We start from the raw sequence: 21151 nt of genomic DNA, 5'->3' as shown, positions 1-21151 counted from the left end.
CATGCCCACCCCCCTGGCGCTCACGTCGTCCCCGCTTCCGTGGGCGGTCCTCGCGGCCGCCGTGCTCTTCGCCCTCGGCCTCGTGGTGGGCCGCACCGGCGGCCGACTGGTCCCCCTCTTCGGCCCGGGGCAGGTCGCTCACCAGGACGTTGTCACAGGTGGAATCGGAGAACGGGCAGGCGCGCCCGACACACCGACGGCACCCGCCACCGCGACGGTCGACCCCGAAGAGGCGTACGAAGGGCCGCCGCCGCCCCGCTGTCCGCACTGCCTGACCCGCCTCCGCTTCGCCCGGGGCCTGCCGGTCGTCGCCTCCCGCGCCTTCCGGCGGAGCGGCGCCTGCCCCCACTGCTCGGACCGGGTCCGCCCCGACCCGGCCGTCGTCGGCACCACGGCGCTGCTCTTCGCGCTGGTCGGCGCCCTCGCCCCCGCCCACCTGGCCCACTGGTCGCCCTTCGGCCTCCTCGCCCTGCTCTGGCTCGTCGCGCTCGGCGTCCCCCTCTCCGCCGTCGACCTGCGCGTCATGCGCCTGCCCGACGCCCTCGTCGCCCCCGCCTACCCCGTGGCCGCGCTCCTCCTGGCCGCCGCGGTCCTCCTCCCGCCCTTCGGCCCCGACCTCGAACGCGGCACCGGGGCCCTGGTCGGCATGGCGCTCATCACGGTTCTCTACTGGCTGCTGTGGCGGATCAGACCGGGCGGGCTCGGGTTCGGGGACGTCAAGCTCTCCGGGCTCACCGGCCTCTACGCGGGCTGGGCGGCCGGACCGGTGGGCGCTCTGGTCGCCGCCTTCTGGGCCTTCGCGGCCTTCTCCCTGCTGGGGGTGGTCCTGCTGCTCCTGCGCCGGATCACCCGGACCGAACCGCTCCCGCTCGGCCCGTTCATGCTCGCCGCCACCCTCGCGACCGTCCTGGCCGGTCACCCCCTGCTCCCCCAACCCTGAGCCCGGTGACCACGCCTCCACCCGATCCGTGGGAGGATCGTGGACATGTTGCGTTGGCTGACCGCGGGGGAGTCCCACGGACCTGCACTCGTCGCGATCCTGGAGGGCCTTCCGGCCGGTGTGTCCGTCACCTCTGACGACATCGCCGCCGCGCTGCTCCGACGTCGCGCCGGGTACGGTCGGGGCGCCCGGATGAAGTTCGAGAAGGACCAGGTCTCCGTCATCGGAGGCATCCGGCACGGCATCACCCAGGGTGGGCCGGTCGCGATCGAGGTCGGAAACACCGAGTGGCCCAAGTGGGAGAAGGTGATGTCGCCCGACCCGGTTCCCGCCGAGGAACTGGACGGCGTGGCGCGCAACGCGCCGCTCACCCGCCCCCGCCCCGGGCACGCCGACCTCGTGGGCATGCAGAAGTACGGGCACGAGGAGTCCCGCCCGATCCTGGAGCGCGCCAGCGCCCGCGAGACCGCGGCCCGGGTCGCGGTCGGTGAGGTCGCCCGGCAGTTCTGCCGCCAGGCGCTCGGGATCGAGATCCTCAGCCACGTGGTCTCCATGGGCCCCGTGGCCGTTCCCGAGGGCGCCCCCGAGCCGCGCCCCGAGGACCTCGCCGCCATCGACGAGGACCCGCTGCGCTGCTTCGACCCGGAGACCAGCGCCCGGATGGTCGAGGAGGTCGACGACACCAAGAAGTCCGGGGACACCCTGGGCGGCGTCGTCGAGGTGCTCGCCTACAACCTGCCGCCCGGCCTGGGCAGCCATGTGCACTGGGACCGCCGCCTGGACTCCCGCCTGGCCGGGGCCCTCATGGGCATCCAGGCCATCAAGGGCGTGGAGGTCGGAGACGGGTTCCGCACCGCCGCCCGCCGCGGCTCCGAGGCCCACGACGAGATCGAGCCCGGCACCGACGGCGTCCGCCGCCGGACCAACCGCGCCGGAGGGGTCGAGGGCGGCATGTCCACCGGCGACCCCCTGCGGGTGCGCGCCGCGATGAAGCCCATCGCCACGGTGCCCAAGGCGCTGGACACCATCGACACCGAGACCGGCGAGCCCACCAAGGCCCACCACCAGCGCAGCGACGTCACCGCGGTCCCCGCCGCCGGTGTCGTGGCCGAGGCCATGGTCGCCCTGGTCATCGCCGAGGCCGCCATCGAGAAGTTCGGCGGCGACTCGGTCCCCGAGACCGCCCGCAACCTCCGGGGCTACCTGGACTCGCTGACGATCCGCTAGCACGACCGCACTGGCCGCTGGCACCACCCCACTGGCCCGCCCTCCTCGGAGCGCGGGCCAGTTCGCTTCCATCCCCAGGAGTTCCCCCATGCGCCACCCTCGCCTCGCCACCGTCTGGTGGGACCTGTCCCAGTCCGACCAGACCATCGAGTCCCTGCGCGCGTACCTGAAGGAGACGTCCGTCGACGCCTTCGCGGAGGTGCCCGGTCTGCGCCTCAAAGCCTGGATCGCCGACCCCGAGACCAATCGGTGGGGAGCGGTCCTGCTGTGGGAGTCCGCCGCGGCCTCCGAAGGCCCGGTCCCCAGCCGCGCGCTTCAGCTCATCGGCTATCCGCCCACCGAGCAGCACGTCTTCGACGTGGAGGCCACCGTCGAGGGACGCTGCGAGGACACTCGGCTCAGTCACCGGGGCCTCGCCTTCGATCCGGAAGCGTCCTGACGGCCGATGGATCAGGGGCCTTGGCCGCCGTCGTGCCGGGTGCCTCCCCGCAGCTGGGGATAGGCGCCGAAAATACCGGTACTTTTGGTTGGGTAGAGCCTGCTCCCCGTGAACGCGGGGATGGGCCGTCAGGCGCGGCCCCGAGCAGGCGGTCAGAACGTTCCCCGTGAGTGCGGGGGTGACCCCCAGAGGTAGGCAGAGCGTGGCAAGAGCGATCGCGGTGCTCATCGGTTCGCCCGGTTCGGGCAAGTCCACCGTCGGTGAGGCCCTGGCCCGCCGACTGGACGCGGACCTGTTGTGCACCGACACCGAGATCGAGAGGCGTGCGGGCAAGCCCATCAGCGACATCTTCGTCCAGGACGGCGAGGAGCACTTCCGCGCCCTGGAGCGCGAGGTCGTCGCGGAGGGTCTGCGCTCCTGGGAGGGGGTCGTCGCGGTCGGCGGCGGCGCCGTCCTCAACGAGGACACCCGGAAGGAACTCGCGGACCACCACGTGGTCTACCTCCAGGTGGAGTTCGGCGAGGCCGCCAAGCGCGTCGGTATGGACGTCGCCCGCCCGCTGCTGTCCGGGAACCCCCGCACCCAGCTGCGCAAGCTCCTCAACGAACGGCTCCCGGTCTACGAGGGCCTCGCCTCGGTGACCGTGCCCACCACCGAGTACCACCCCGAGGAGATCGTGGACGCGATCGTCGACTCCCTCCCCACCGGAAAGGCCGCCCAGTGACCGTGACCCGGCTCGGTGTGGGGGAGCCCACCGGACGCTACGACGTGGTGGTCGGCAGCGGCGTCCTCTCCGAACTGCCCTCCCTGGTCGGCGGCGCCGCGCAGGTGGCCGTCATCCACCCCGAGGGCCTGGGCGAGATCGCCCGCCCCGTGGCCGGGGTCCTGGAGGAGGCCGGATACACCGTCCGGCCCATGCCGGTGCCCGACGGCGAGGCCGCCAAGACCGCCGCGGTCGCCACCGGGCTGTGGTCGCGGCTGGGCTCGTTCAACTTCACCCGCACCGACGCGGTGGTGGGCCTGGGCGGCGGGGCCGCCACCGACCTCGCCGGGTTCGTCGCGGCCACCTGGCTGCGCGGGGTGCGTTCGGTCCTGGTGCCCACCACCCTGCTGGGCATGGTGGACGCCGCCGTGGGCGGCAAGACCGGCATCAACACCCCCGAGGGCAAGAACCTCGTGGGCGCCTTCCACCCCCCGGCCGGGGTGCTGTGCGACCTCGCCACCCTGCCGAGCCTGCCCCGGGCGGACTACGTCGGCGGGCTGGCCGAGATCATCAAGGCCGGGTTCATCGACGACCCCGTCATCCTCGACCTGGTCGAGGACGACCCCGAGGGCGCCACCCTCCCGGAGGGTCGGCACACGCGCGAACTCATCGAGCGCGCCATCCGGGTCAAGGCCGACGTCGTCTCGGGCGACCTCAAGGAGAGCGGCCGCCGCGAGATCCTCAACTACGGCCACACCCTCGCGCACGCCGTCGAGCGCGCCGAGAACTACACCTTCCGGCACGGTTACGCGGTCTCCATCGGCATGGTCTTCGTCGCCGAACTCGCCCGCCTGGACGGGCGGATCGACGAGGACCTGGTGCGTCGGCACCGCACCGTGCTCACCTCGGTGGGGCTGCCCGTCAGCTACACCGCCGAGGCCTGGCCGGAGCTGCGCGCCACCATGGCCGTGGACAAGAAGGCCCGCGGATCCACACTGCGATTCGTGGTCCTGGACGGTCTGGCCAGGACCGCGATCCTGAGCGGACCCGCCCCCGAGCTGCTGGACGAGGCCTATCAGGCGGTCGTGAGCGGTTCCTGAGTCCCCGGGAGCCACTAGACTGATCGAAGGCGAGGAGTGCCCGGGAGCCGGTCGGCACGGCCATCGGCGGCCACGGGAACCACGCCTCGCCCCACTGACCACCGACCGGACCAGCGAGTCCGGTCTCCGACGTGTCACACCCCTGGGAGAGACGACCGAAGTGGCCACGACGAACGACATCAAGAACGGCACGACCCTGCGGCTCGACGGCGGCGTCCTCTGGAACGTCCTGGAGTTCCAGCACGTCAAGCCGGGCAAGGGCGGCGCGTTCGTCCGCACCAAGCTCAAGAACGTCCTCACGGGCAAGATCGTCGACAAGACCTTCAACGCCGGCTCCAAGATCGAGTTCGCGAGCGTCGACCGCCGTGACATGGAGTACCTGTACCACGACGGTGACTCCTTCATCTTCATGGACACCCAGACCTACGACCAGATCCCGGTGGGCGACGCCGTGGTCGGGGACGCCAAGGGCTTCCTCCTGGAGAACACCAAGGTCACGGTGGCCACCAACGAGGGCAACCCGCTCTACATCGAGATGCCCGCCGCGGTCGAGCTCGAGATCTCCGAGACCGACCCGGGCGTCCAGGGCGACCGCTCCACCGGCGGGACCAAGCCCGCCAAGGTCCAGACCGGCGCCACCATCCAGGTGCCCCTGTTCGTCACCACCGGTGAGCGCGTCAAGGTCGACACCCGCACGGGCGACTACCTCGGGCGTGTCAACTGATGAGTGGTGCACGGCGCAAGGCCCGTCGGCGCGCGGTGGAGGTCCTCTACGAGGCCGAGGTGCGCTCCACCTCGGTGGAAGACGTCATCAAGCGTCGCCGGGCCCAGCCCGAACCGCCGATCAACGAGTTCACCGAGCTGCTGGCCCGCTCCGTCGACGAGCGGCGCGAGCGGATCGACTCGCTCCTCGACGAGTACGCCATCGGGTGGACCCTGGAGCGCATGCCGGTCGTCGACCGCAACATCCTCCGGATGGGCGCCTACGAACTCCTGTGGGCCGAGGACATCCCCGACGGCGTCGCGATCGCGGAGGCCGTCGGTGTCGCCAAGGAGCTCTCCACCGACGAGTCGCCCAACTTCATCAGCGGACTTCTGTCTAGGCTGATGGAGAACAAGTCGACGCTCTCGCTCTGAGACCTCGCGCCGAGGCCGGGCACTAGCTGATTGAGGGAACGCAGGTGACTGACAGGAGCGGCACGCCCGTGACCGGTTTCGGTACGGGGACCGGCCCCGTGCGGGCGGCCAACGCGGCCCGGACCGCCGTGGTGTGGGACGCCCTCTCACGGCTGCTGGACCGTCTCTTCGACGGTGAGCCCCTGGAGATCGTCGACGCGGGCGGTGGCACCGGCGGCGCCGCCGTCCCGCTCGCGGAGCTCGGTCACCGCGTGACCGTCGTCGAACCCAGCCCCGACTCCCTGGCCGCCCTGGAGCGCCGCGCCGCCGAGAGCGGTGTCATGGTGCGCGGCGTCCAGGGGGAGACCCAGGACCTGGCCTCGCTCTTCCCGGCCGCCAGCGCGGACCTCGTGCTGGTGCACAACGTGCTGGAGTACGTCGACGACCCCGCCGCCGCACTGGCCGACGTCGCCGGGGTCACCCGCCCCGGCGGCGCGGTCAGCCTCCTGGTCACCAACGCCGTGGCCGGTGCCCTGCACAGGGTCCTGGCCGGGCACATCACCGAGGCCCGGCACCTGCTGGAGGACCCGGACGGCCGTTGGGGCGAGGCCGACCCCATGCCCCGCCGCTTCACCCGTCAGCAGCTCCTCGACCTGGTCGGCCACTCCGGCCTGACCGGGGAGAGCGTGCGCGGGGTGCGTGTGTTCGCGGACATCCTGCCCGGACAGGCCTGGGAGGGTGACGCCCAGGCCGGGCAGCACCTGGTGGAGCTGGAGCGGGCCGCCGCCGACCACCCGGAGCTGATCGGCGTCGCCACGCAGCTGCACGCCGTCGCCCTCAAGCCCTAGGGTCGGGGCGGGACGCTGCGGACAGGGCATAACCTGGCCTTATGAGCCGACGTCAACTGGAGCGCGGTGCCGCTCTGCGGGGTGTGGTCACCCCTGAGGGGATCGCCCCCCTGCGGTCGGACTTCCCCTTGGACGGCTCCGGTCCGGACGACGACTGCAACATCCTGCACCTGGACATGGACGCGTTCTTCGCGAGCGTGGAGCAGCTGCGCCACCCCGAGGCGCGCGGCCGTCCGGTGATCGTGGGCGGCACCGGTCCGCGCAGCGTGGTCTCCTCCGCCGACTACATCGCCCGCCGCCACGGCGTGCACTCCGCGATGCCCATGGCCCAGGCGATGCGGCTGTGTCCGGAGGCCCTGGTCTACCCGCCGGACGGGGCCGCCTACCGGCAGGCCTCCGAGGCGGTCATGGACATCCTGGGTTCGGTGACGCCCCTGGTGCAGCCGCTGTCGTTGGACGAGGCCTTCCTGGACGTCTCCGGGGCCCGCCGCCGTCTCGGCGGTCCGGTGCGCATCGCCGCGATGATCCGCGAACGCGTCCGCCGTGAGCAGCGGCTCACCTGTTCGGTCGGGGTGGCCGCCACCCGTTTCGTGGCCAAGCTCGGTTCCACCCACTGCAAGCCCGACGGTCTGCTGCTGGTGCCCACGCGGGAGGTGCACGGCTTCCTGGACCCCCTGCCGATCGGCGCCCTGCCCGGGGTGGGGGACAAGACCGAGCGCACACTCGTCCGGCTGGGCCTGCGCACGGTGGGCGCCCTGTCCCGGTCCGATCCCGACCTGCTGCGCATGGAACTCGGGGAGAAGGCCGGTGCCCGCCTGACCGCGCTGTCCCGGGGCGAGGACCCCAGCGCGGTCGTCCCGGACACCCCGGACAAGAGCGTCGGCGCGGAGGAGACCTTCGCCGAGGACGTGGACGACCCCGGCCTGATCGACCGCGAGCTGCTGCGGCTGTCGGAGAAGGTGGCGCACCGTCTGCGCGTCTCGGGACAGGTGGGGCGCACGGTGAGCGTGAAGCTGCGCCGGGCCGACTTCTCCACGATCACCAGGGCGCGGACCCTCTCCGAGAGCACGGACGTGGCCCGGGAGATCAGCGCGGTGGCGCGTGCGCTCTACGCGGCGTCGGGGTTGAAGGGCACCCCGCTGCGTCTGGTGGGGGTCCGACTGGAGGGTGTCGCCCCGGTGGAGCAGGCGCACCACCAACTCGCCTTGGGGGAGGAGGACTCGGGTTGGCGGGACGTTGAACGGGTTATGGACCGGGTGAAGGCCCGTTTCGGTCCAGGCGCGATACAGTCGGCAGTATTGGCCAAGCGTGACGAAAACGACGTATGATGCGGCAACTTCCGGGGGCCTCTGAGCGTTCTCAGAGTACAACCGGAGTAAGGGTTAGAAGAGAGGCATGGAAGCCGGTGTTTCCGATACAGGGCGAGGGTATCGTGGCCGTAGTGGGTCAGGTACACACGCAGCTTTTCTTTCCACTAGGCGCTAGTGCACCGTATTCTGGGCATACCACTGACCAAGAGACTGTTCATCAGTACCCGTCACCCCAACCGGGGACTGCCGTAGGGAGGCACCGTGCCGCTCTCTGAACACGAGCAGCGCATGCTCGACCAGATCGAGCAGGCGCTGTATGCCGAGGACCCGAAGTTCGCGAACACTGTTCGGCAGACGAACCCCGGAGTCCATTACAAGCGCTGGATCATCAAGGCCGTCATCGGCTTCGTACTCGGTATGGTGTTGCTCCTCCTGGGGCTGCTGCTGAGTAGTCCGGACTCGTCGCTGGCGGTTCCGGTCACCATCAGCGTCCTCGGGTTCATCTTCATGCTGGCCTCCTTCCTGCTGGGCGCCAACGCCTGGCGCAAGGCCGCCGGGGGCGGTGCGGAGGCGATGTTGGCCGAGGCCGAGACGGAGACCAAACACAAGCGCAGGGGCGCCAAGCGTCCTGGGATGATGAACCGCTTCGAGGAGCGGTGGCGCCGTCGCCAGGAGGGCGAGGAGTAACAGCCCGCTCGGGACGGACACCGGTCCTCCCAGGTGACGGATGCCCAGAACGCTCGCCCGTTCGCAACGGTGGGGCCCGCACACGCCAGTCGTGTGTGGGCCCCACCGTTTTCCGTGCGCCCCGCCCGAGCGGAGGCGCGTGCTCCGCGCCCCGCGCCGCCCCCGACCCGGGAGGGTCAGGCGGGGGCGGGGACGGCGTCAGCGGCGGTCCGGGGACGGTGCCACGGGGCGAGGGAGCGCGGCAGCAGGAGCGCCCGACAGCGGTCACCACGGGTGGCGGCGGCCTTCGCCCCCGTCCGTGCCGTGGCGAGGTCGGCGGTGATCCGGTCGCCGTCCGTGTGCTGGGCGTCCCCCGGTTCCGGGGCGTAGCGCGCGGACTCCTCCGCCAGGGCCAGCCGCCACACGGCGGCGTGGGCCTCTGAGGGCAGCAGCGTCCCGTCGGGGCGGACGGCGCCCAGCCGGGCGGCGGTCGCCCGGGGGCTCTCGGTGAGCGTCCACTCCACACCCAGGTCGAGGCAGGTGTCCCGCAGCTCGCGCCACGCGGTGTGCGCGGCCGCGGTCCCGCCCGCGGCCACCGCGGCCCGACGCGACCAGCGGATCACGGACCGGACCAGGGCGGGGCCTGCCAGCAGCAGGAGCCCGCCGAGCAGGCCCGCGGCCACCGGCCACCACGGGGCCGCGCCGGAACCCGCGCCGCCCTCCCCAGTGCCCGCGGCGGAGTCGGCGGACTCCTCCTCGTCTTCCTCGGGGGTCGGGCTCGCGGCCTCGGAGGGGCTGGCGGAGGGCTCGTCCTCGGGGCTCTGGGTGGGCTCGGGGGAGTCCGAGGGGCTGGGTTCGGGATCGGGGCGGGGCTCCGGCACCGCGTCGCCCCCGGCGTACTCGGGGACCGTGGCCGTGCCCTGCCCCTGGGTGGAGGCGGGGGTGGGTTCGAAACGCACCCACCCGGAACCCTCGAAGTACAGCTCCGGCCAGGCGTGCGCGTCACCGACCGACACCGACCAGCGGCCGTCGCCGCCCTGCTGCCCGGCCGTGTAACCCACCGCGACCCGGGCGGGGATGTCCGCCTGGCGGGCCATGACCGCCATCGCCCCCGCGAACTGCTCGCAGTAGCCGATCCGGTCCTCAAGGAGGAAGTGGGAGAGCGGGTCGGCGCCGTTCGGGACGGAGGGCGGGCTGAGGTCGTAGGTGAAGTCGCCGCTGGTGAAGAAGTCCTGGAGCGCGACGGCCCGCCCGTAAGCGGAGTCGGCGTCCCCGGTCACGGAGTCGGTGAGCTCCTGGACACGGCCGTCGACGCCGTTCGGGAGGTCGAGGTGGTCGTCGGACAGGGAGCTCGGTGGCCCGGCGTCGGCCAGGTCCTGGGCCTCGGGGCTGTTCTCGGCGGACTCCACGGTGAAGTCGAACCCGGTCGGCGGGGTGTCGGTGGTGAACACCATCAGGGTGTCGGGGTCCACGTACCAGTCACCGGTCACGTCCACCGAGCGCGCGGGGTAGGGCAGAGGCAGGAACTCCGTGCCGGGCGCGTCCGAGTCCATCACCACCCGCGTGGTGACCGAGGCGGAGGAGTCACCGCTGCGTCCCGGGGGCGGCGGGAGGGGGTCCTCCAGGGCGGAGTCGCGGCCGGTGTACACCGGTGACATCGTCCAGTTCTCGCCGCTGAACTCGTCCAGAACGTAGGTGCGCAGGTAGTCGGGCGCCTCGGCGTCGCTGCGGTAGGTCAGCACCGCGCGGTTGGAGGAGGCGGCCAGGTCGCGGCGGAGCGAGACCAGGGGGTGGGTGGTGGTCACGCTGCCGCCGGCGCCGAACTCGACGCCGTCCGCCATCGTGTGGACGGCGTCGGTGCGCAGGGACGGCACCATCAACGGCAGGGACAGGGCCAGGAGGATCGCGACGGAGGCGGCGGCCACCACGGTGCCCAGCTGCGCGGCGCCCGCCGCGAAGCGGCTCCCCGGGGTGTGCCCGTCCGGCACCCGGACCCCCCACTCACGCCCCCGGACCCACATGTCCGTGGCCAGCAGAGCGACGTAGCCCGCCGCGCAGACGGCGGCCTGCACCCAGGTCAGCCCGGCGCCGTCCACGGCCAACGGCACCACGATCAGCGCCAGTACCAGCCCGCCGACCATCCCCGGGCAGCGGGCGGTCACCGCGAGGAAGTCCGCCGTCATCATGAACACCAGGAACGTCAGCGCGATGATCAGCTGGAGCCCGGCGGTGGTCGGGATCGGGGGAGCGCTGGTGTTGATGCTGTTGACGCCCTGCTCGAACAGCACCCACGTCCGCTCGAAGGTGGCCGAGGTCGGCACGACACCGAGGAACCCGGTGCCGGGGGTGAGGATCGGGGTGAACAGCAGCGCCGCCACCAGCAGCTGGAGGAACGGCACCGGGAACGAGGTGCGGCCGCTCAGGCGGTACACGGCGGACACCAGGGACACCGCGACCATGAGGACGACGGCGGGCCCCCACCAGCCGTCGCCGCGGATGAGTCCGCCGAGCAGCGGCAGCGCGGCCAGCATCGAGACGAGGGCGGCCAGGGGCATCAGTGCGTTCGTCAGTCTCAACGGGAACCCTCCCAGGAAACACGGGCGCCGGCCGGGGCCGGGGGTGACCCACCGGTGACGGCCCGCCCCCACAGCGGTGGGAGCTCGGCGGCCTCACCGACCTGGACCACACTCCAGCCGTTGGCGGTCAGCAGTTCGGCGGTGCGCCGCGTGTGTTCGGTGTCGGTCCACGCCGCCCCCGTGCACAGGACCGCGACGTGCAGTCCGGACCCGCGCACCCGGGACAGGGCCGAGGCGTCCTCGGGCGACACCGCGCCCAGGACCGCCACCACCAGGCTGGACGAGGAACCCCGCGCACCCTCCAGAGTGCTGATCCCTCCGTACAGGCCGTCCGCCTCGGAGGCCTCCACGGTCGCCAGACCGTCCAGCACGCCGGACGTGTGGGCGGTGTGCAGCTGGCCCCGCTCGGTGTGCAGACGCAGTTCGTGCCCGCTGTCCAGCAGGTTCACCGCAACGGAGGCGGCGACGCTGACCGCCGTCTCCAACGAGTTCCAGGCGCCCTCACCCGCGTGTGCCCCGAACCTGGTGTCCAGGAGCAGGGTGCTGTGCTCGCGCCAGTGCTGTTCGTCCCGGCGCACCATGAGCTCACCGTGCTTGGCCGTGGAACGCCAGTGCACCCGGCGCATCTCGTCGCCGTGGCGGTACTCGCGCGGGATGGGGTCCCGCTCCCCGGCACCCGTCACCGAACGGCGCGGGGAGTTCTCGCCCTGGGAACCGTCGGAGGCGCCGAGGGTGGGGAGCGGGACCACGGGCGGGGTCACCAGCAGGGGGGAGGGGGCACCGACCTGACGGGTCACCCGGACACAGCCCAGCGGATCCACCACGCTCACCTTCAGCGGACCGACCGGATACCGGCCGCGGACCGCCGGACGCACCAGGTAGGTGACGTCGCGGACCGCCCGCGCGGCCAGGAACCCCACCGTGTAGCGGGGTTCGTACCCGAGCCGGACCGGCAGGGTGTCCTCGATCCGCACCCAGATCACCGGCCAGGTGGGGGAGGAGTTGCCGATCCGCACCAGGACCCGGGTGTCGGTACCGGCGGAGATCCGGCTCGGCTGCAGCGCTCGGCTCTGCACCACCCGTCCCGTCGCGCCCAGAATCGTCAGCGCCGAGATCGGGGGCACCAGGAGCAGGAAGAGACCCACCCCCGCGAGCTCCCGCTGGCCGATGACGAAACCGCACACGAGCGCGACGACACCGGAGAACAACATCAGACCACCGCGTGCGGTGAGGGTACGTTGCGGGCGCATGGTCCGTCTCTAGTGGTTCCGAGGGGAGGAGGGTCAGCGGGGGCCGGGCACGGGCAGCCGGGAGACCAGCTTGGCGACGATCTGCTCGGCGCTGAGCCTCTCCATCTGCGCCTCGGGGCCGGGCAGCAGCCGGTGGGCGAGGACCGGGACGGCCAGGGCCTGCACGTCGTCGGGGACGACGTAGTGGCGGCCCTCCAGGGCGGCGTGCGCCCGCGCGGCGCGGACCAGGTGCAGGGTGGCCCGGGGCGAGGCGCCCAGCTTGAGCTCGGGGGCGGTCCGGGTGGAGTTGACCAGGTCCACGACGTAGCGGCGCATGCCCGGAGCCATGTGCACGTTGTGCACGTGGTCCACCAGGGAGCGGATCTCCGCGGCGTTGGTGACCGGGGCCAGCTGGTCCAGCGGCGAACCGGCGCTGTGGCTGTCGATCATGTCGAGCTCGGCCTGGGGGGAGGGGTAGCCCACCGAGACGCGGGCCATGAAGCGGTCCCGCTGCGCCTCGGGGAGAGCGTAGGTGCCCTCCATGTCGGCAGGGTTCTGCGTGGCCACGACCATGAACGGCCGCTCCAGGGCGCGGGTCTGGCCGTCCACGCTGACCTGGCGCTCCTCCATGCACTCCAGGAGGGCCGACTGCGTCTTGGGTGAGGCGCGGTTGATCTCGTCACCGAGCACGATGTTGGCGAAGACCGGGCCCGGGTTGAACTCGAACTCGTTGCGGTCCTGGTGGTAGACGCTCACCCCGGTGATGTCGCTCGGGAGCAGGTCCGGGGTGAACTGGACGCGCTGCACCGAGCAGTCCACGGCGCGGCCCAGGGCCTTGGCCATCATCGTCTTGCCCACACCGGGGACGTCCTCGACGAGGAGGTGGCCCTCCGCGAGCAGGACGGTCAGCGCGATGCGCAGCACGTCGGGTTTGCCCTCGATGACCGTCTCGATCGCGCCGCGGACGCGTCCGGCGACGGCGACAACGGCACCGACGTCTCCTCGGACGCCGCCCCCGTGACCGTCATGCTGTGTGCCGAGTGACACGAGAACCCTCTCGCTCGGTGTGCCTGCGTGTTTCGCTCCGAGGCTAGGGCCAATCAGATCCCTTGCAAACCAAAATGCCGGAATCGGTCGCCGAACCGCCGCCCCGGCGACGGGGGAGGGGTGCGACGCACGCGGGCGTCACGGTGCCCCTCTCGGCCACCGCTCCGAACTCAACTTTCTGACCTGCGCATTTGTCGATTCTTCAGCGTCCGAATGCGGATTGAAGCTGTTGACGGTGGGGAAGAGTGGAGTAAGGTGGAGCACCGTGGAGAGGGTGAATTCTCCGCATAGGGGTGAGGGGGTGAGTGTGTGTTCCTCGGCACCCACACACCTCGCCTCGACCAGAAGGGACGGCTGTTCCTTCCCGCGAAGTACCGCGACGAACTGTCGGGGGGTCTGGTGATCACGAAGGGCCAGGAGCGCTGCCTCTACGTCTTTCCGGCGGACGAGTTCCGCCGCGTCACCGACGCCCTGCGCTCCGCACCGGTCACCGCCAAGGCGGTCCGCGACTACAGCCGCGTCCTCTTCGCCAGCGCGTCCGACGAGTCCTGCGACAAGCAGGGCAGGGTCACGATCCCGTCGAAGCTGCGCGTCTACGCGGGCCTGGACCGCGAGTGCGTCGTCATCGGGGCCAACACACGCCTGGAGATCTGGGACGCCGCGGCGTGGTCGGAGTACGAGACCGAGCAGGAGCAGGCGTTCTCGCAACTCTCAGAGGAGGTGCTGCCCGGGGTGCTGTGACGGCGGGGCGGGCGCTGGAACGCCCCGAACCACCAGCACGCAGTCCATGCAACGCCGGGACCGGGGGCGGTCTCCGGAGACGGTCACACGAGCTGGCGCGACTTCCCCGGTGCCAGGTCGTGAGCGTTCGTCCGCTGAAAGGTGGACAATAGCGGCCGTGTCCGGAGGCCCTCCGGTTACTTCGGAGGGGCCACGCGAAGGACACCGTGAAGCGCACCCGGTGCGCGGCACGGACCCAGGGGGAGATCGCGACAGCGTGGAGGAACAGCAGCGCATGGGGGACAACCGGCAGCACGAGCGGCCCGACGGGGACGGCTCGGCGCACCAAGGGGCCACGCAGGACGACATCGCCGCCCGTGTCCAGGCGGCGAGAGCGGGAATCGACCCGCTGCACGTACCGGTCATGCTCGACCGGATCGTGGAACTGCTCGCACCGGCGCTCAGCAGGCCCGGGGCGGTGTTCGTCGACGGCACCCTCGGACTGGGCGGCCACTCCGAGGCCCTGCTCAAGGCCTGCCCCACCATGCGACTGGTCGGTGTGGACCGGGACACCACCGCCCTGGAGCGCAGCGCCAAGCGCCTCGCGCCCTACGCGGACCGGACCCACTTCGTCCACGCCGTCTACTCCGACATCCCGCGCGCCCTCGACGAGGCCGGGGCGGAGCACGCCGACGCGGTCCTGCTCGACCTCGGCGTCTCCTCGCCGCAGCTGGACGAGACCGAACGCGGGTTCGCCTACGCCCACGACGCGCCCCTCGACATGCGCATGGACGGCACCCAGGCGCTCACCGCCGCCGAGGTCGTCAACGACTACCCCGTCGCCGAACTCACCCGGGTCCTGCGCACCTACGGCGAGGAGCGCTTCGCCTCCCGCGTCGCCAGGGCGATCGAACGCCGCCGCGCCCAGGGCCGCATCGACTCCACCCGGGAACTGGCCGAACTGGTGCGCGAGGCCATCCCCGCCGCCACCCGCCGCACCGGCGGTCACCCCGCCAAGCGCACCTTCCAGGGCCTGCGCATCGAGGTCAACGCCGAGCTCTCCATCCTCAAGGAGACCCTGCCCGCCGCGATCTCCCGCCTGGACGTCGGTGGCCGCATCGCGGTGCTGTCCTACCACTCGCTGGAGGACCGGATGACCAAGAGGGCCCTCGCCGCCCTGGCCACCGACACCACGCCCGCCGACCTTCCGGTCCCCCTCCCGGACCGCCAACCGGAACTCCGACTCCTCACCAGGGGCTCGGAACTCCCCACGGACGAAGAGAACGAACGCAACCCGCGCGCACAGTCGGCACGCCTCCGGGCGGCCGAACGCGTGCGCTGGCCGTCGCGGCAGTAGGGAGACCAGAGATGGGCACGAAGACGGACACACGCCGCACCACCAAGGGGCGGGCGACGACCACGAGGCGTACCGGGGCCACCAAACGCCCCACGGCGCCCAAGCGTCCAGCGCGTCCCGCGGCGACCACACGCACCACCCGCCAAGGCGGTACCGGCCCCGCGCCGAAGATCCCCTTCGTCCTGCTCATCCTGTGCCTGCTCGGCGGCGCACTGGTGTCGCTGCTGGTGCTCCGCAGCGTCGTCGCCCAGGAGGCGTACACCATCACCAGTCTCCAGTCGGAGAACCGGGAGATGTCCTACGTGGAACAGGAGCTGGAGAAGTCGGTGGCCCACATGGAGACCTCCGAGCGGATCGCGAACGAGGCCGAGGACATGGGGATGGAGCAGGGGGACGCTCCGCTCTTCCTCGACCTCGACAGCGGTGAGATCAGCGGTGACAACGGTACGGACACCGGGAACGCTGGGAGCGGAGAGTGAGCAACCCCCGGGACCGCCGCCCCCGTGACCCCCGAGGACCCGGAGCGGCGGGACGCTCCGGGTCCCGGCCCAGCAAGCGTCCCCAACGCGAACCCCGGCGCCCCGCCAGCGGGGCCCGCGCGAGCTCCGGATCGAAGCGTGGAGGGTCCGCTCGCGAGGTGAGGAGGGGCGGTGACCGGGCGCGGCGCAGGAGCCCGGCCCCGCCGCCCCCGCCGCCGCTCCTGCGGCGCACCTTCCAGCCGGGTGATCCGAACAAGAGGATCAAAATCGGCGGGGCGATCATCGTGGTGATCCTCATGCTGTTCGCCGGGCGGCTCACCCAGATCCAGGGGGTGGACGCCGAGCGCTACGCCGAGGCCGCCGCCAACCTGCGGCTCCAGACCATCGACATCCCCACCCTGCGCGGGCAGATCACCGACGCCGGGGGGAACCCCTTCGCGCTGTCCGCCGAGGTCCGCACCGTCTTCGTCGACCCCGAAGAGGTCGAGGCGGAGGAGCGCGACCAGCTCGTGGACGAACTGGTCACCCGCTTCGACCTGGAGCAGGAGGAGGTCGAGGCCAAGGTCGACGCCGCCCCCAGCCGCTACCAGGTGGTGGCCGACAAGGTGTCGCCGGGGGACTGGCAGGAGATGCGCGACCTCGGCCTGTCCGGGGTGGGCGCCGAGGTGGCCTACGAACGCGTCTACCCGGACGAGACCGGCGCCGCCGACCTGGTCGGGTTCGTCGGCTCGGAGGGGCACGGCCTCGAAGGGCTGGAGGGCTACCTGGACTCGACGCTCGCCGGTGAGGCCGGCAAGCGGCAGGTCGAGGTGGGCAACGACGGAACGCAGATCCCCATGGCGGGCGGTCTGGTGCGTGAGCCCGAGCCCGGGCAGGACGTGCGCCTGACCCTGGACCGCGACCTCCAGTGGTTCGTCCAGCAGGCGCTGGCGGAACGCGTGGAGGAGTTGGACGCCGAGGGCGGAAGCGCCATCGTCACCAACACCGACCAGGAGATCCTCGCGATGGCGGACTACCCGTCCTACTCGCAGAACGACATCGCGGCCACCGGTCCGGAGGAGTGGTCCAACGGAGCCGTGGCCGAGACCTTCGAGCCGGGCAGTACCAACAAGGTGATCACGGTCGCCGCCGCGCTGGAGGAGGAGCTGACCACACCGGAGACGGTGTACACGGTGCCGTACACCCTCCAGTACTACGACCAGACCTTCCGCAACTCCACGAACAACGGCACCCAGCGGCTGACCGTCAACGGCATCATGGCGCAGTCCAGCAACGTGGGCACCATCAAGATCGCGGACCAGGTCAAGGCCGGGGTGCTGCACTCCTACATGAAGGACTTCGGTCTGGGACAGCCCACCGGTCTTGCCCTGCCGGGTGAGGAGTCGGGGGTGCTCACCGAGCCCGACGACTGGTGGGGGACCCAGCTGCCGTCGGTGTCCATCGGGCACGGCCTGTCGGTGAACGCCGCCCAGATGGCCTCCGTCTACGCGACCATCGCCAACGACGGGGTCCGCGTGGAGCCCCGGCTCATCGCCGGGACCGTCGACACGGACGGGGAGTTCACCCCCTCCGAGGAGCCCGAGAAGACCAGGGTGGTCAGCAAGGAGACCGCCGACCGGCTCGCCCTGATGCTCGAGGCCGTCACCGGCGACGAGGGCACCGCGCCCCAGGCCCGCATCGAGGGGTACCGCGTCGCGGGCAAGACCGGTACCGCCAACCGGATCAACCCGGAGACCGGCGGTTACGACGGCGGCGGCTACACGGCGACGTTCGCGGGCTTCGCCCCCGCCGACGACCCCGAGCTCGTCGTCCAAGTGGTTCTGCACAACCCGAAGGAGACCTACTACGGCGGCGAGGCCGCGGGACCGGTGTTCAACGACATCATGTCCTTCGCCCTCAAGACCATGAAGGTCCCTCCGACGGACACCGAGCCCCCGGCCATCCGACTCTTCGAGGACGAAGAGGACCGCTGACCCACGGGCGGGAGCCGCCACCCGGCGGCTCCCGCCCGATCTGGAGGATGCGGCCGGGGCCATCCCCGCGTGCGCGGGGAGCAGGACGTCGACGGGCCCGAGCGGCGCAAGACCGCGGGGCCATCCCCGCGTGCGCGGGGAGCAGACTTTTTCACCTGGGAACTTACCGGTGGCAAGTGCTCATTTTTCCAACTTGTCGAGAAACAGACAAAACCGACATCCACCTTCGTTTGTTGCTGTCACTGGTGAGCCTACGGCGAGAGTGACCTCCATGCCCGCGTTGACCGGGTTCATGGGCTGGCCTCCTCTCCCGAGGTGTGGATGGGTGGATAGCCCGCGAAAGCCATCCGACATTGACCAGCCGCGACACGAAGGACGATCCGGGCAGAGGGACTAAGAACCGGCAGGGAGGGAGTCCACGAGGGACCGGATGGCGCGGACGTGTTCGGGGCCGGTGCGGCAGCAGCCTCCCACGAGCGCGGCGCCGTCGGTGATCCACCGGGCGGCGGCGCGGCCGAAGTCCTCGGGGTCGGTGGTCCCGGTCCACCGCTGGGCCCCGGCGTCCCAGAACTCACCGGAGTTCGGGTAGGCGACCCCGGGCAGGCCGGTGCTGGCGACCTCGCGGAGGAGGGAGGACACGTCGCCGGGCGGCACACAGTTCACGCCCACGGCCAGCAGGCGGTCGTGGAGCGGGGCGAGCTCGGCCGCGACCCGGCGGAGGGGAGTGCCGTCGCTGATGTGCTCGGCGTCGGCACAGGAGAAGCTGAACCACGCGCGGACGTGGGGGGTCCCCTCCAGGAGGCGGGCGAGGGCCCGTGCCTCGGGGAGGGAGGGCAGGGTCTCGCAGGCCATCAGGTCGGCGCCGCTGTCGGTGAGGATCCGCCAGCGTTCGCGGTGCCACTGGTAGAGCTGGTCCTCGGTGAGACCGTAGGCGCCGGTGTACTCGGAGCCGTCCGCGAGAGTGGCGCCGTAGGGGCCCACACTGGCGGCCACGAGGCCTCGGCCGAAGGCGTCGCGCTCGGTGCGGGCGAGTTCCACCGAGCGGGAGAGAAGGCCCTGGGCGTCGGCGCGGGAGTGGCCGCGCCGGGTGAGGGCGGCGACGCTGGCCTGGTAGCTGGCGGTGATGGCGACGTCCGCGCCAGCCTGGAAGTACTCCCGATGGACCCGGGCGACGAGTTCGGGCTCCTCCGCGAGGAGACGGGCGGACCACAGGCCCCCGCCGAGGTCGCGGCCGTGGGCCTCCAGGCTCGTGGCCAGGCCTCCGTCCAGTACGAGTGGGCGTGTCATGGTGGCACCTCCTTCGGGTGAAGTATCGCCCCCGGGCAGCGTGGAAATTACCGAGAGGTCCCCCGCAGCCGTTAACCTCCACACGTGCCACCGGTAATGCGACCTGAACACGCCAAACTCCGTCCACTGTCCGCCCTCGCAGCGCTGCTGGGGTCGGACGCCACACTCCTGCGCCCCGACCTCGGCGCGGACCGTCCAGCGGACATGCCCGAACGGGAGATCCATGTCCGCGGTATCACCCACGACTCGCGCAGGGTGCGGCAGGGCGACCTGTACGCCGCCCTGCCGGGGACCCGCGCGCACGGCGCCGACTTCTCCAAGCAGGTGGCCGTGGCCGAGGCCGCGGCGATCCTGACCGACGCCGCGGGCGCCGACCGCGCCGCCGAGTCCGGCCTGCCCGTGCTGGTCGTGCCGGACGCGCGCGCCGCGCTGGGAACGGTCGCGGCCTGGGTCTACGACGACCCGGCCCAGGACCTGCTCCTGGTCGGTACCACGGGGACCAGTGGCAAGACCACGGTCACCTACCTGATCGAGTCCGGCATGCGCCACGCCGGGATGAGCACGGGCCTGGTCGGCACCGTGGAGATGCGTGTGGGCGACGAACGCGTCGCCTCCTCGCTGACCACGCCGGAGGCCACGGACCTGCACGGTCTGTTCGCGGTCATGCGCGAGCACGGGACGACCGCCGCCGCCATGGAGGTCTCCAGCCACGCCCTGGCCCTGGGCCGCGTGGGCGGGACCCGCTACGACGTGGCGATCTTCACGAACCTGTCCCAGGACCACCTGGACTTCCACTCGGACCTGCGCGACTACTTCGACACCAAGGCGCGCCTGTTCTCGCCCGAGTACTGCGACATCGCCGTGGTCAACGCCGACGACCGGTTCGGCCGCGCGCTGGTGGACATGGTCCAGGGGCGCGGCGCGGTCCCGGTGACCACCTTCGCGGTGGAGGGCGCCTCGGACGCGGGCCCGGAGAACGCCATGGCGGCGGACTGGACGGCGGTGGACGTCGTCCTCGGCGCCACCGGCAGCACCTTCCGCATCGTGGGCCCCGGCGGCATGGAGGCCCGTGCCTCGGTGGCGCTGCCCGGTCCGTTCAACGTCTCCAACGCCATGGCGGCCGTCGTGGGCCTGGTCGAGGCCGGGATCCCGTTGGAGACGGCGATCGCCGGCGTGGCCGCCGCTCCCGGTGTGCCGGGCCGCATGGAGCCGGTCGAGGTGCGCGGCTCGTCGGGGTCGCAGGACTTCGCGGCCCTGGTGGACTACTCGCACAAGCCCGGCGCCATCGAGGCCGTGCTCAGCGCCCTGAGGGAGACCACCGACGGCCAGGTCACCATGGTGGTCGGCTGCGGCGGCGACCGGGACCGGGCCAAGCGTCCGCTGATGGGCGAGGCCGCCGCGCGCCTGGCCGACCAGCTGATCATCACCAACGACAACCCGCGCACCGAGGACCCGGTCTCCATCGCCTCCGCGATGCTGGACGGCGTCGCCAAGGTCCCCGAGGACCAGCGGGCGCGGGTCACCGTGGAGTTCGACCGCGCCGAGGCGATCGGCCTGGGCGTGCACCGGACCGGCCCCGGCGACGTCGTGGTGGTCGCGGGCAAGGGCCACGAGACCGGCCAGTACGTCAAGGGCGAGGTCCTGCCCTTCGACGACCGCGAGGTCCTGCGGGGCGCCATCGAGGACGCCCTGCGCACCCGGGCCAGCGAGCGGCTGGGCAACGCCCTCCAGAACGTCCACCGGGTGCCCGACGAGGGCTGACGCCACGACACACCCGAGGCGCGCCGAAACTTGGTGCCGACCTCTTTCCGGGACGCGGTCCCAGACCGCGTCCCGGTGGTGTGCCCCTCCGTGACGTGCACGAATCACACGCGCGGTGCGTGTCGACGGTCACGAAGTGGAGCATATTGCTCCGCACAGGGCCCTGCCGGGACCCCAGACACCCCAACATGTTCTAAGGTAGGTCCGGCAATCGCAGCCCGACACGTGCCGCCCACCCAGGCGCCCTCGGCCCGGCACCAGCCGGAGTCCGTGGCCCGGCGCGGCACCGCGCGCACGGTATCCGCGGTGCCATCCCCTGACCCGATCCCGAGGCCGGGTGGCCAATGCCCCTGGGGCGCCGTGGGCCGGGCCT

The 21151-nt window shown here is 71.8% G+C and carries 19 protein-coding genes; 15 read left to right on the top strand and 4 right to left on the bottom strand.

Annotated elements, in window-relative coordinates; all coding sequences use genetic code 11:
• Position 1 precedes the first annotated feature (1 nt).
• The 10 genes from AC0VYM_RS20445 (at position 2) to AC0VYM_RS20400 (ending at position 8370) form a co-directional block, all read left to right on the top strand.
• Positions 2 to 940: a prepilin peptidase gene (locus AC0VYM_RS20445; RefSeq protein ID WP_475454575.1), complete on the top strand. Its 939-nt coding sequence runs from the start codon at positions 2 to 4 to the stop codon at positions 938 to 940.
• A 45-nt stretch (positions 941 to 985) separates the two neighbouring features.
• Positions 986 to 2167: a chorismate synthase gene (aroC, locus tag AC0VYM_RS20440; RefSeq protein ID WP_475454573.1), complete on the top strand. Its 1182-nt coding sequence runs from the start codon at positions 986 to 988 to the stop codon at positions 2165 to 2167.
• Between the two features lie 88 nt (positions 2168 to 2255).
• A complete protein-coding gene (locus tag AC0VYM_RS20435; protein ID WP_475454571.1) occupies positions 2256 to 2606 on the top strand; it encodes a hypothetical protein in 351 nt (116 codons plus the stop codon).
• Positions 2607 to 2826: 220 nt separating this feature from the next.
• Entirely contained in the window at positions 2827 to 3330 is a 504-nt protein-coding gene (locus AC0VYM_RS20430) for a shikimate kinase (protein ID WP_475463138.1), read from the top strand.
• Positions 3327 to 4409, top strand: coding sequence for a 3-dehydroquinate synthase (aroB, locus tag AC0VYM_RS20425; RefSeq protein ID WP_475454570.1), 1083 nt, complete (start codon positions 3327 to 3329; stop codon positions 4407 to 4409). Before AC0VYM_RS20430 ends, aroB begins: the two co-directional genes overlap by 4 nt.
• Before the next feature lie 160 nt (positions 4410 to 4569).
• A complete protein-coding gene (gene efp, locus AC0VYM_RS20420; protein ID WP_378741354.1) occupies positions 4570 to 5133 on the top strand; it encodes an elongation factor P in 564 nt (187 codons plus the stop codon).
• Positions 5133 to 5546 (top strand): transcription antitermination factor NusB, encoded by a 414-nt coding sequence (gene nusB / locus AC0VYM_RS20415; protein WP_475454567.1) that lies wholly within the window; start codon positions 5133 to 5135, stop codon positions 5544 to 5546. Before efp ends, nusB begins: the two co-directional genes overlap by 1 nt.
• 44 nt (positions 5547 to 5590) lie before the next feature.
• Positions 5591 to 6373: a methyltransferase domain-containing protein gene (locus AC0VYM_RS20410; RefSeq protein ID WP_475454565.1), complete on the top strand. Its 783-nt coding sequence runs from the start codon at positions 5591 to 5593 to the stop codon at positions 6371 to 6373.
• 41 nt (positions 6374 to 6414) lie between these two features.
• Entirely contained in the window at positions 6415 to 7701 is a 1287-nt protein-coding gene (gene dinB / locus AC0VYM_RS20405) for a DNA polymerase IV (protein ID WP_475454563.1), read from the top strand.
• A 243-nt stretch (positions 7702 to 7944) separates the two neighbouring features.
• Positions 7945 to 8370, top strand: a complete 426-nt coding sequence (locus tag AC0VYM_RS20400) for a DUF3040 domain-containing protein (RefSeq protein WP_475454561.1) — start codon at positions 7945 to 7947, stop codon at positions 8368 to 8370.
• A gap of 176 nt (positions 8371 to 8546) precedes the next feature.
• On the opposite strand, the gene AC0VYM_RS20395 is transcribed toward AC0VYM_RS20400, so the two are convergent.
• The 3 genes from AC0VYM_RS20395 to AC0VYM_RS20385 are packed head-to-tail and all read right to left on the bottom strand — an operon-like array spanning position 8547 to position 13201.
• Positions 8547 to 10904 carry a transglutaminase TgpA family protein gene (locus AC0VYM_RS20395; protein WP_475463137.1) on the bottom strand — a complete coding sequence of 786 codons (2358 nt, stop codon included), beginning with the start codon at positions 10902 to 10904 and terminating at the stop codon, positions 8547 to 8549.
• A 17-nt stretch (positions 10905 to 10921) separates the two neighbouring features.
• Positions 10922 to 12175, bottom strand: a complete 1254-nt coding sequence (locus tag AC0VYM_RS20390; RefSeq protein ID WP_475454559.1) for a DUF58 domain-containing protein — start codon at positions 12173 to 12175, stop codon at positions 10922 to 10924.
• A 33-nt stretch (positions 12176 to 12208) separates the two neighbouring features.
• Complete coding sequence (locus tag AC0VYM_RS20385; protein WP_475454557.1) at positions 12209 to 13201, bottom strand: AAA family ATPase; 993 nt, start codon at positions 13199 to 13201, stop codon at positions 12209 to 12211.
• Positions 13202 to 13510: 309 nt separating this feature from the next.
• Here AC0VYM_RS20385 and mraZ point away from each other — a divergent pair, with 309 nt between their 5' ends.
• From mraZ to AC0VYM_RS20365, 4 genes are all read left to right on the top strand, one after another.
• On the top strand, positions 13511 to 13942 hold the full coding sequence (gene mraZ / locus AC0VYM_RS20380) for a division/cell wall cluster transcriptional repressor MraZ (RefSeq protein ID WP_475454555.1): 432 nt from the start codon (positions 13511 to 13513) through the stop codon (positions 13940 to 13942).
• A 274-nt stretch (positions 13943 to 14216) separates the two neighbouring features.
• Complete coding sequence (gene rsmH / locus AC0VYM_RS20375; protein ID WP_475463135.1) at positions 14217 to 15278, top strand: 16S rRNA (cytosine(1402)-N(4))-methyltransferase RsmH; 1062 nt, start codon at positions 14217 to 14219, stop codon at positions 15276 to 15278.
• Positions 15279 to 15289: 11 nt separating this feature from the next.
• Positions 15290 to 15757, top strand: coding sequence for a cell division protein FtsL (gene ftsL, locus AC0VYM_RS20370; RefSeq protein ID WP_475454553.1), 468 nt, complete (start codon positions 15290 to 15292; stop codon positions 15755 to 15757).
• On the top strand, positions 15754 to 17730 hold the full coding sequence (locus tag AC0VYM_RS20365; RefSeq protein ID WP_475454551.1) for a peptidoglycan D,D-transpeptidase FtsI family protein: 1977 nt from the start codon (positions 15754 to 15756) through the stop codon (positions 17728 to 17730). Before ftsL ends, AC0VYM_RS20365 begins: the two co-directional genes overlap by 4 nt.
• A gap of 393 nt (positions 17731 to 18123) precedes the next feature.
• Here AC0VYM_RS20365 and mmuM read toward each other — a convergent pair whose 3' ends face one another.
• The gene (mmuM, locus tag AC0VYM_RS20360; RefSeq protein ID WP_475454549.1) at positions 18124 to 19017 is read right to left on the bottom strand and encodes a homocysteine S-methyltransferase; all 894 of its coding nucleotides are present in this window, start codon (positions 19015 to 19017) and stop codon (positions 18124 to 18126) included.
• A gap of 96 nt (positions 19018 to 19113) precedes the next feature.
• On the opposite strand from mmuM, the gene AC0VYM_RS20355 reads away from it, so the two are divergent.
• The gene (locus AC0VYM_RS20355; protein WP_475454547.1) at positions 19114 to 20778 is read left to right on the top strand and encodes a UDP-N-acetylmuramoyl-L-alanyl-D-glutamate--2,6-diaminopimelate ligase; all 1665 of its coding nucleotides are present in this window, start codon (positions 19114 to 19116) and stop codon (positions 20776 to 20778) included.
• Positions 20779 to 21151: the final 373 nt, after the last annotated feature.

It is taken from the genome of Nocardiopsis sp. iso_237 (assembly GCF_056173345.1).
This window is presented reverse-complemented; position numbering and strand designations above follow the sequence as displayed.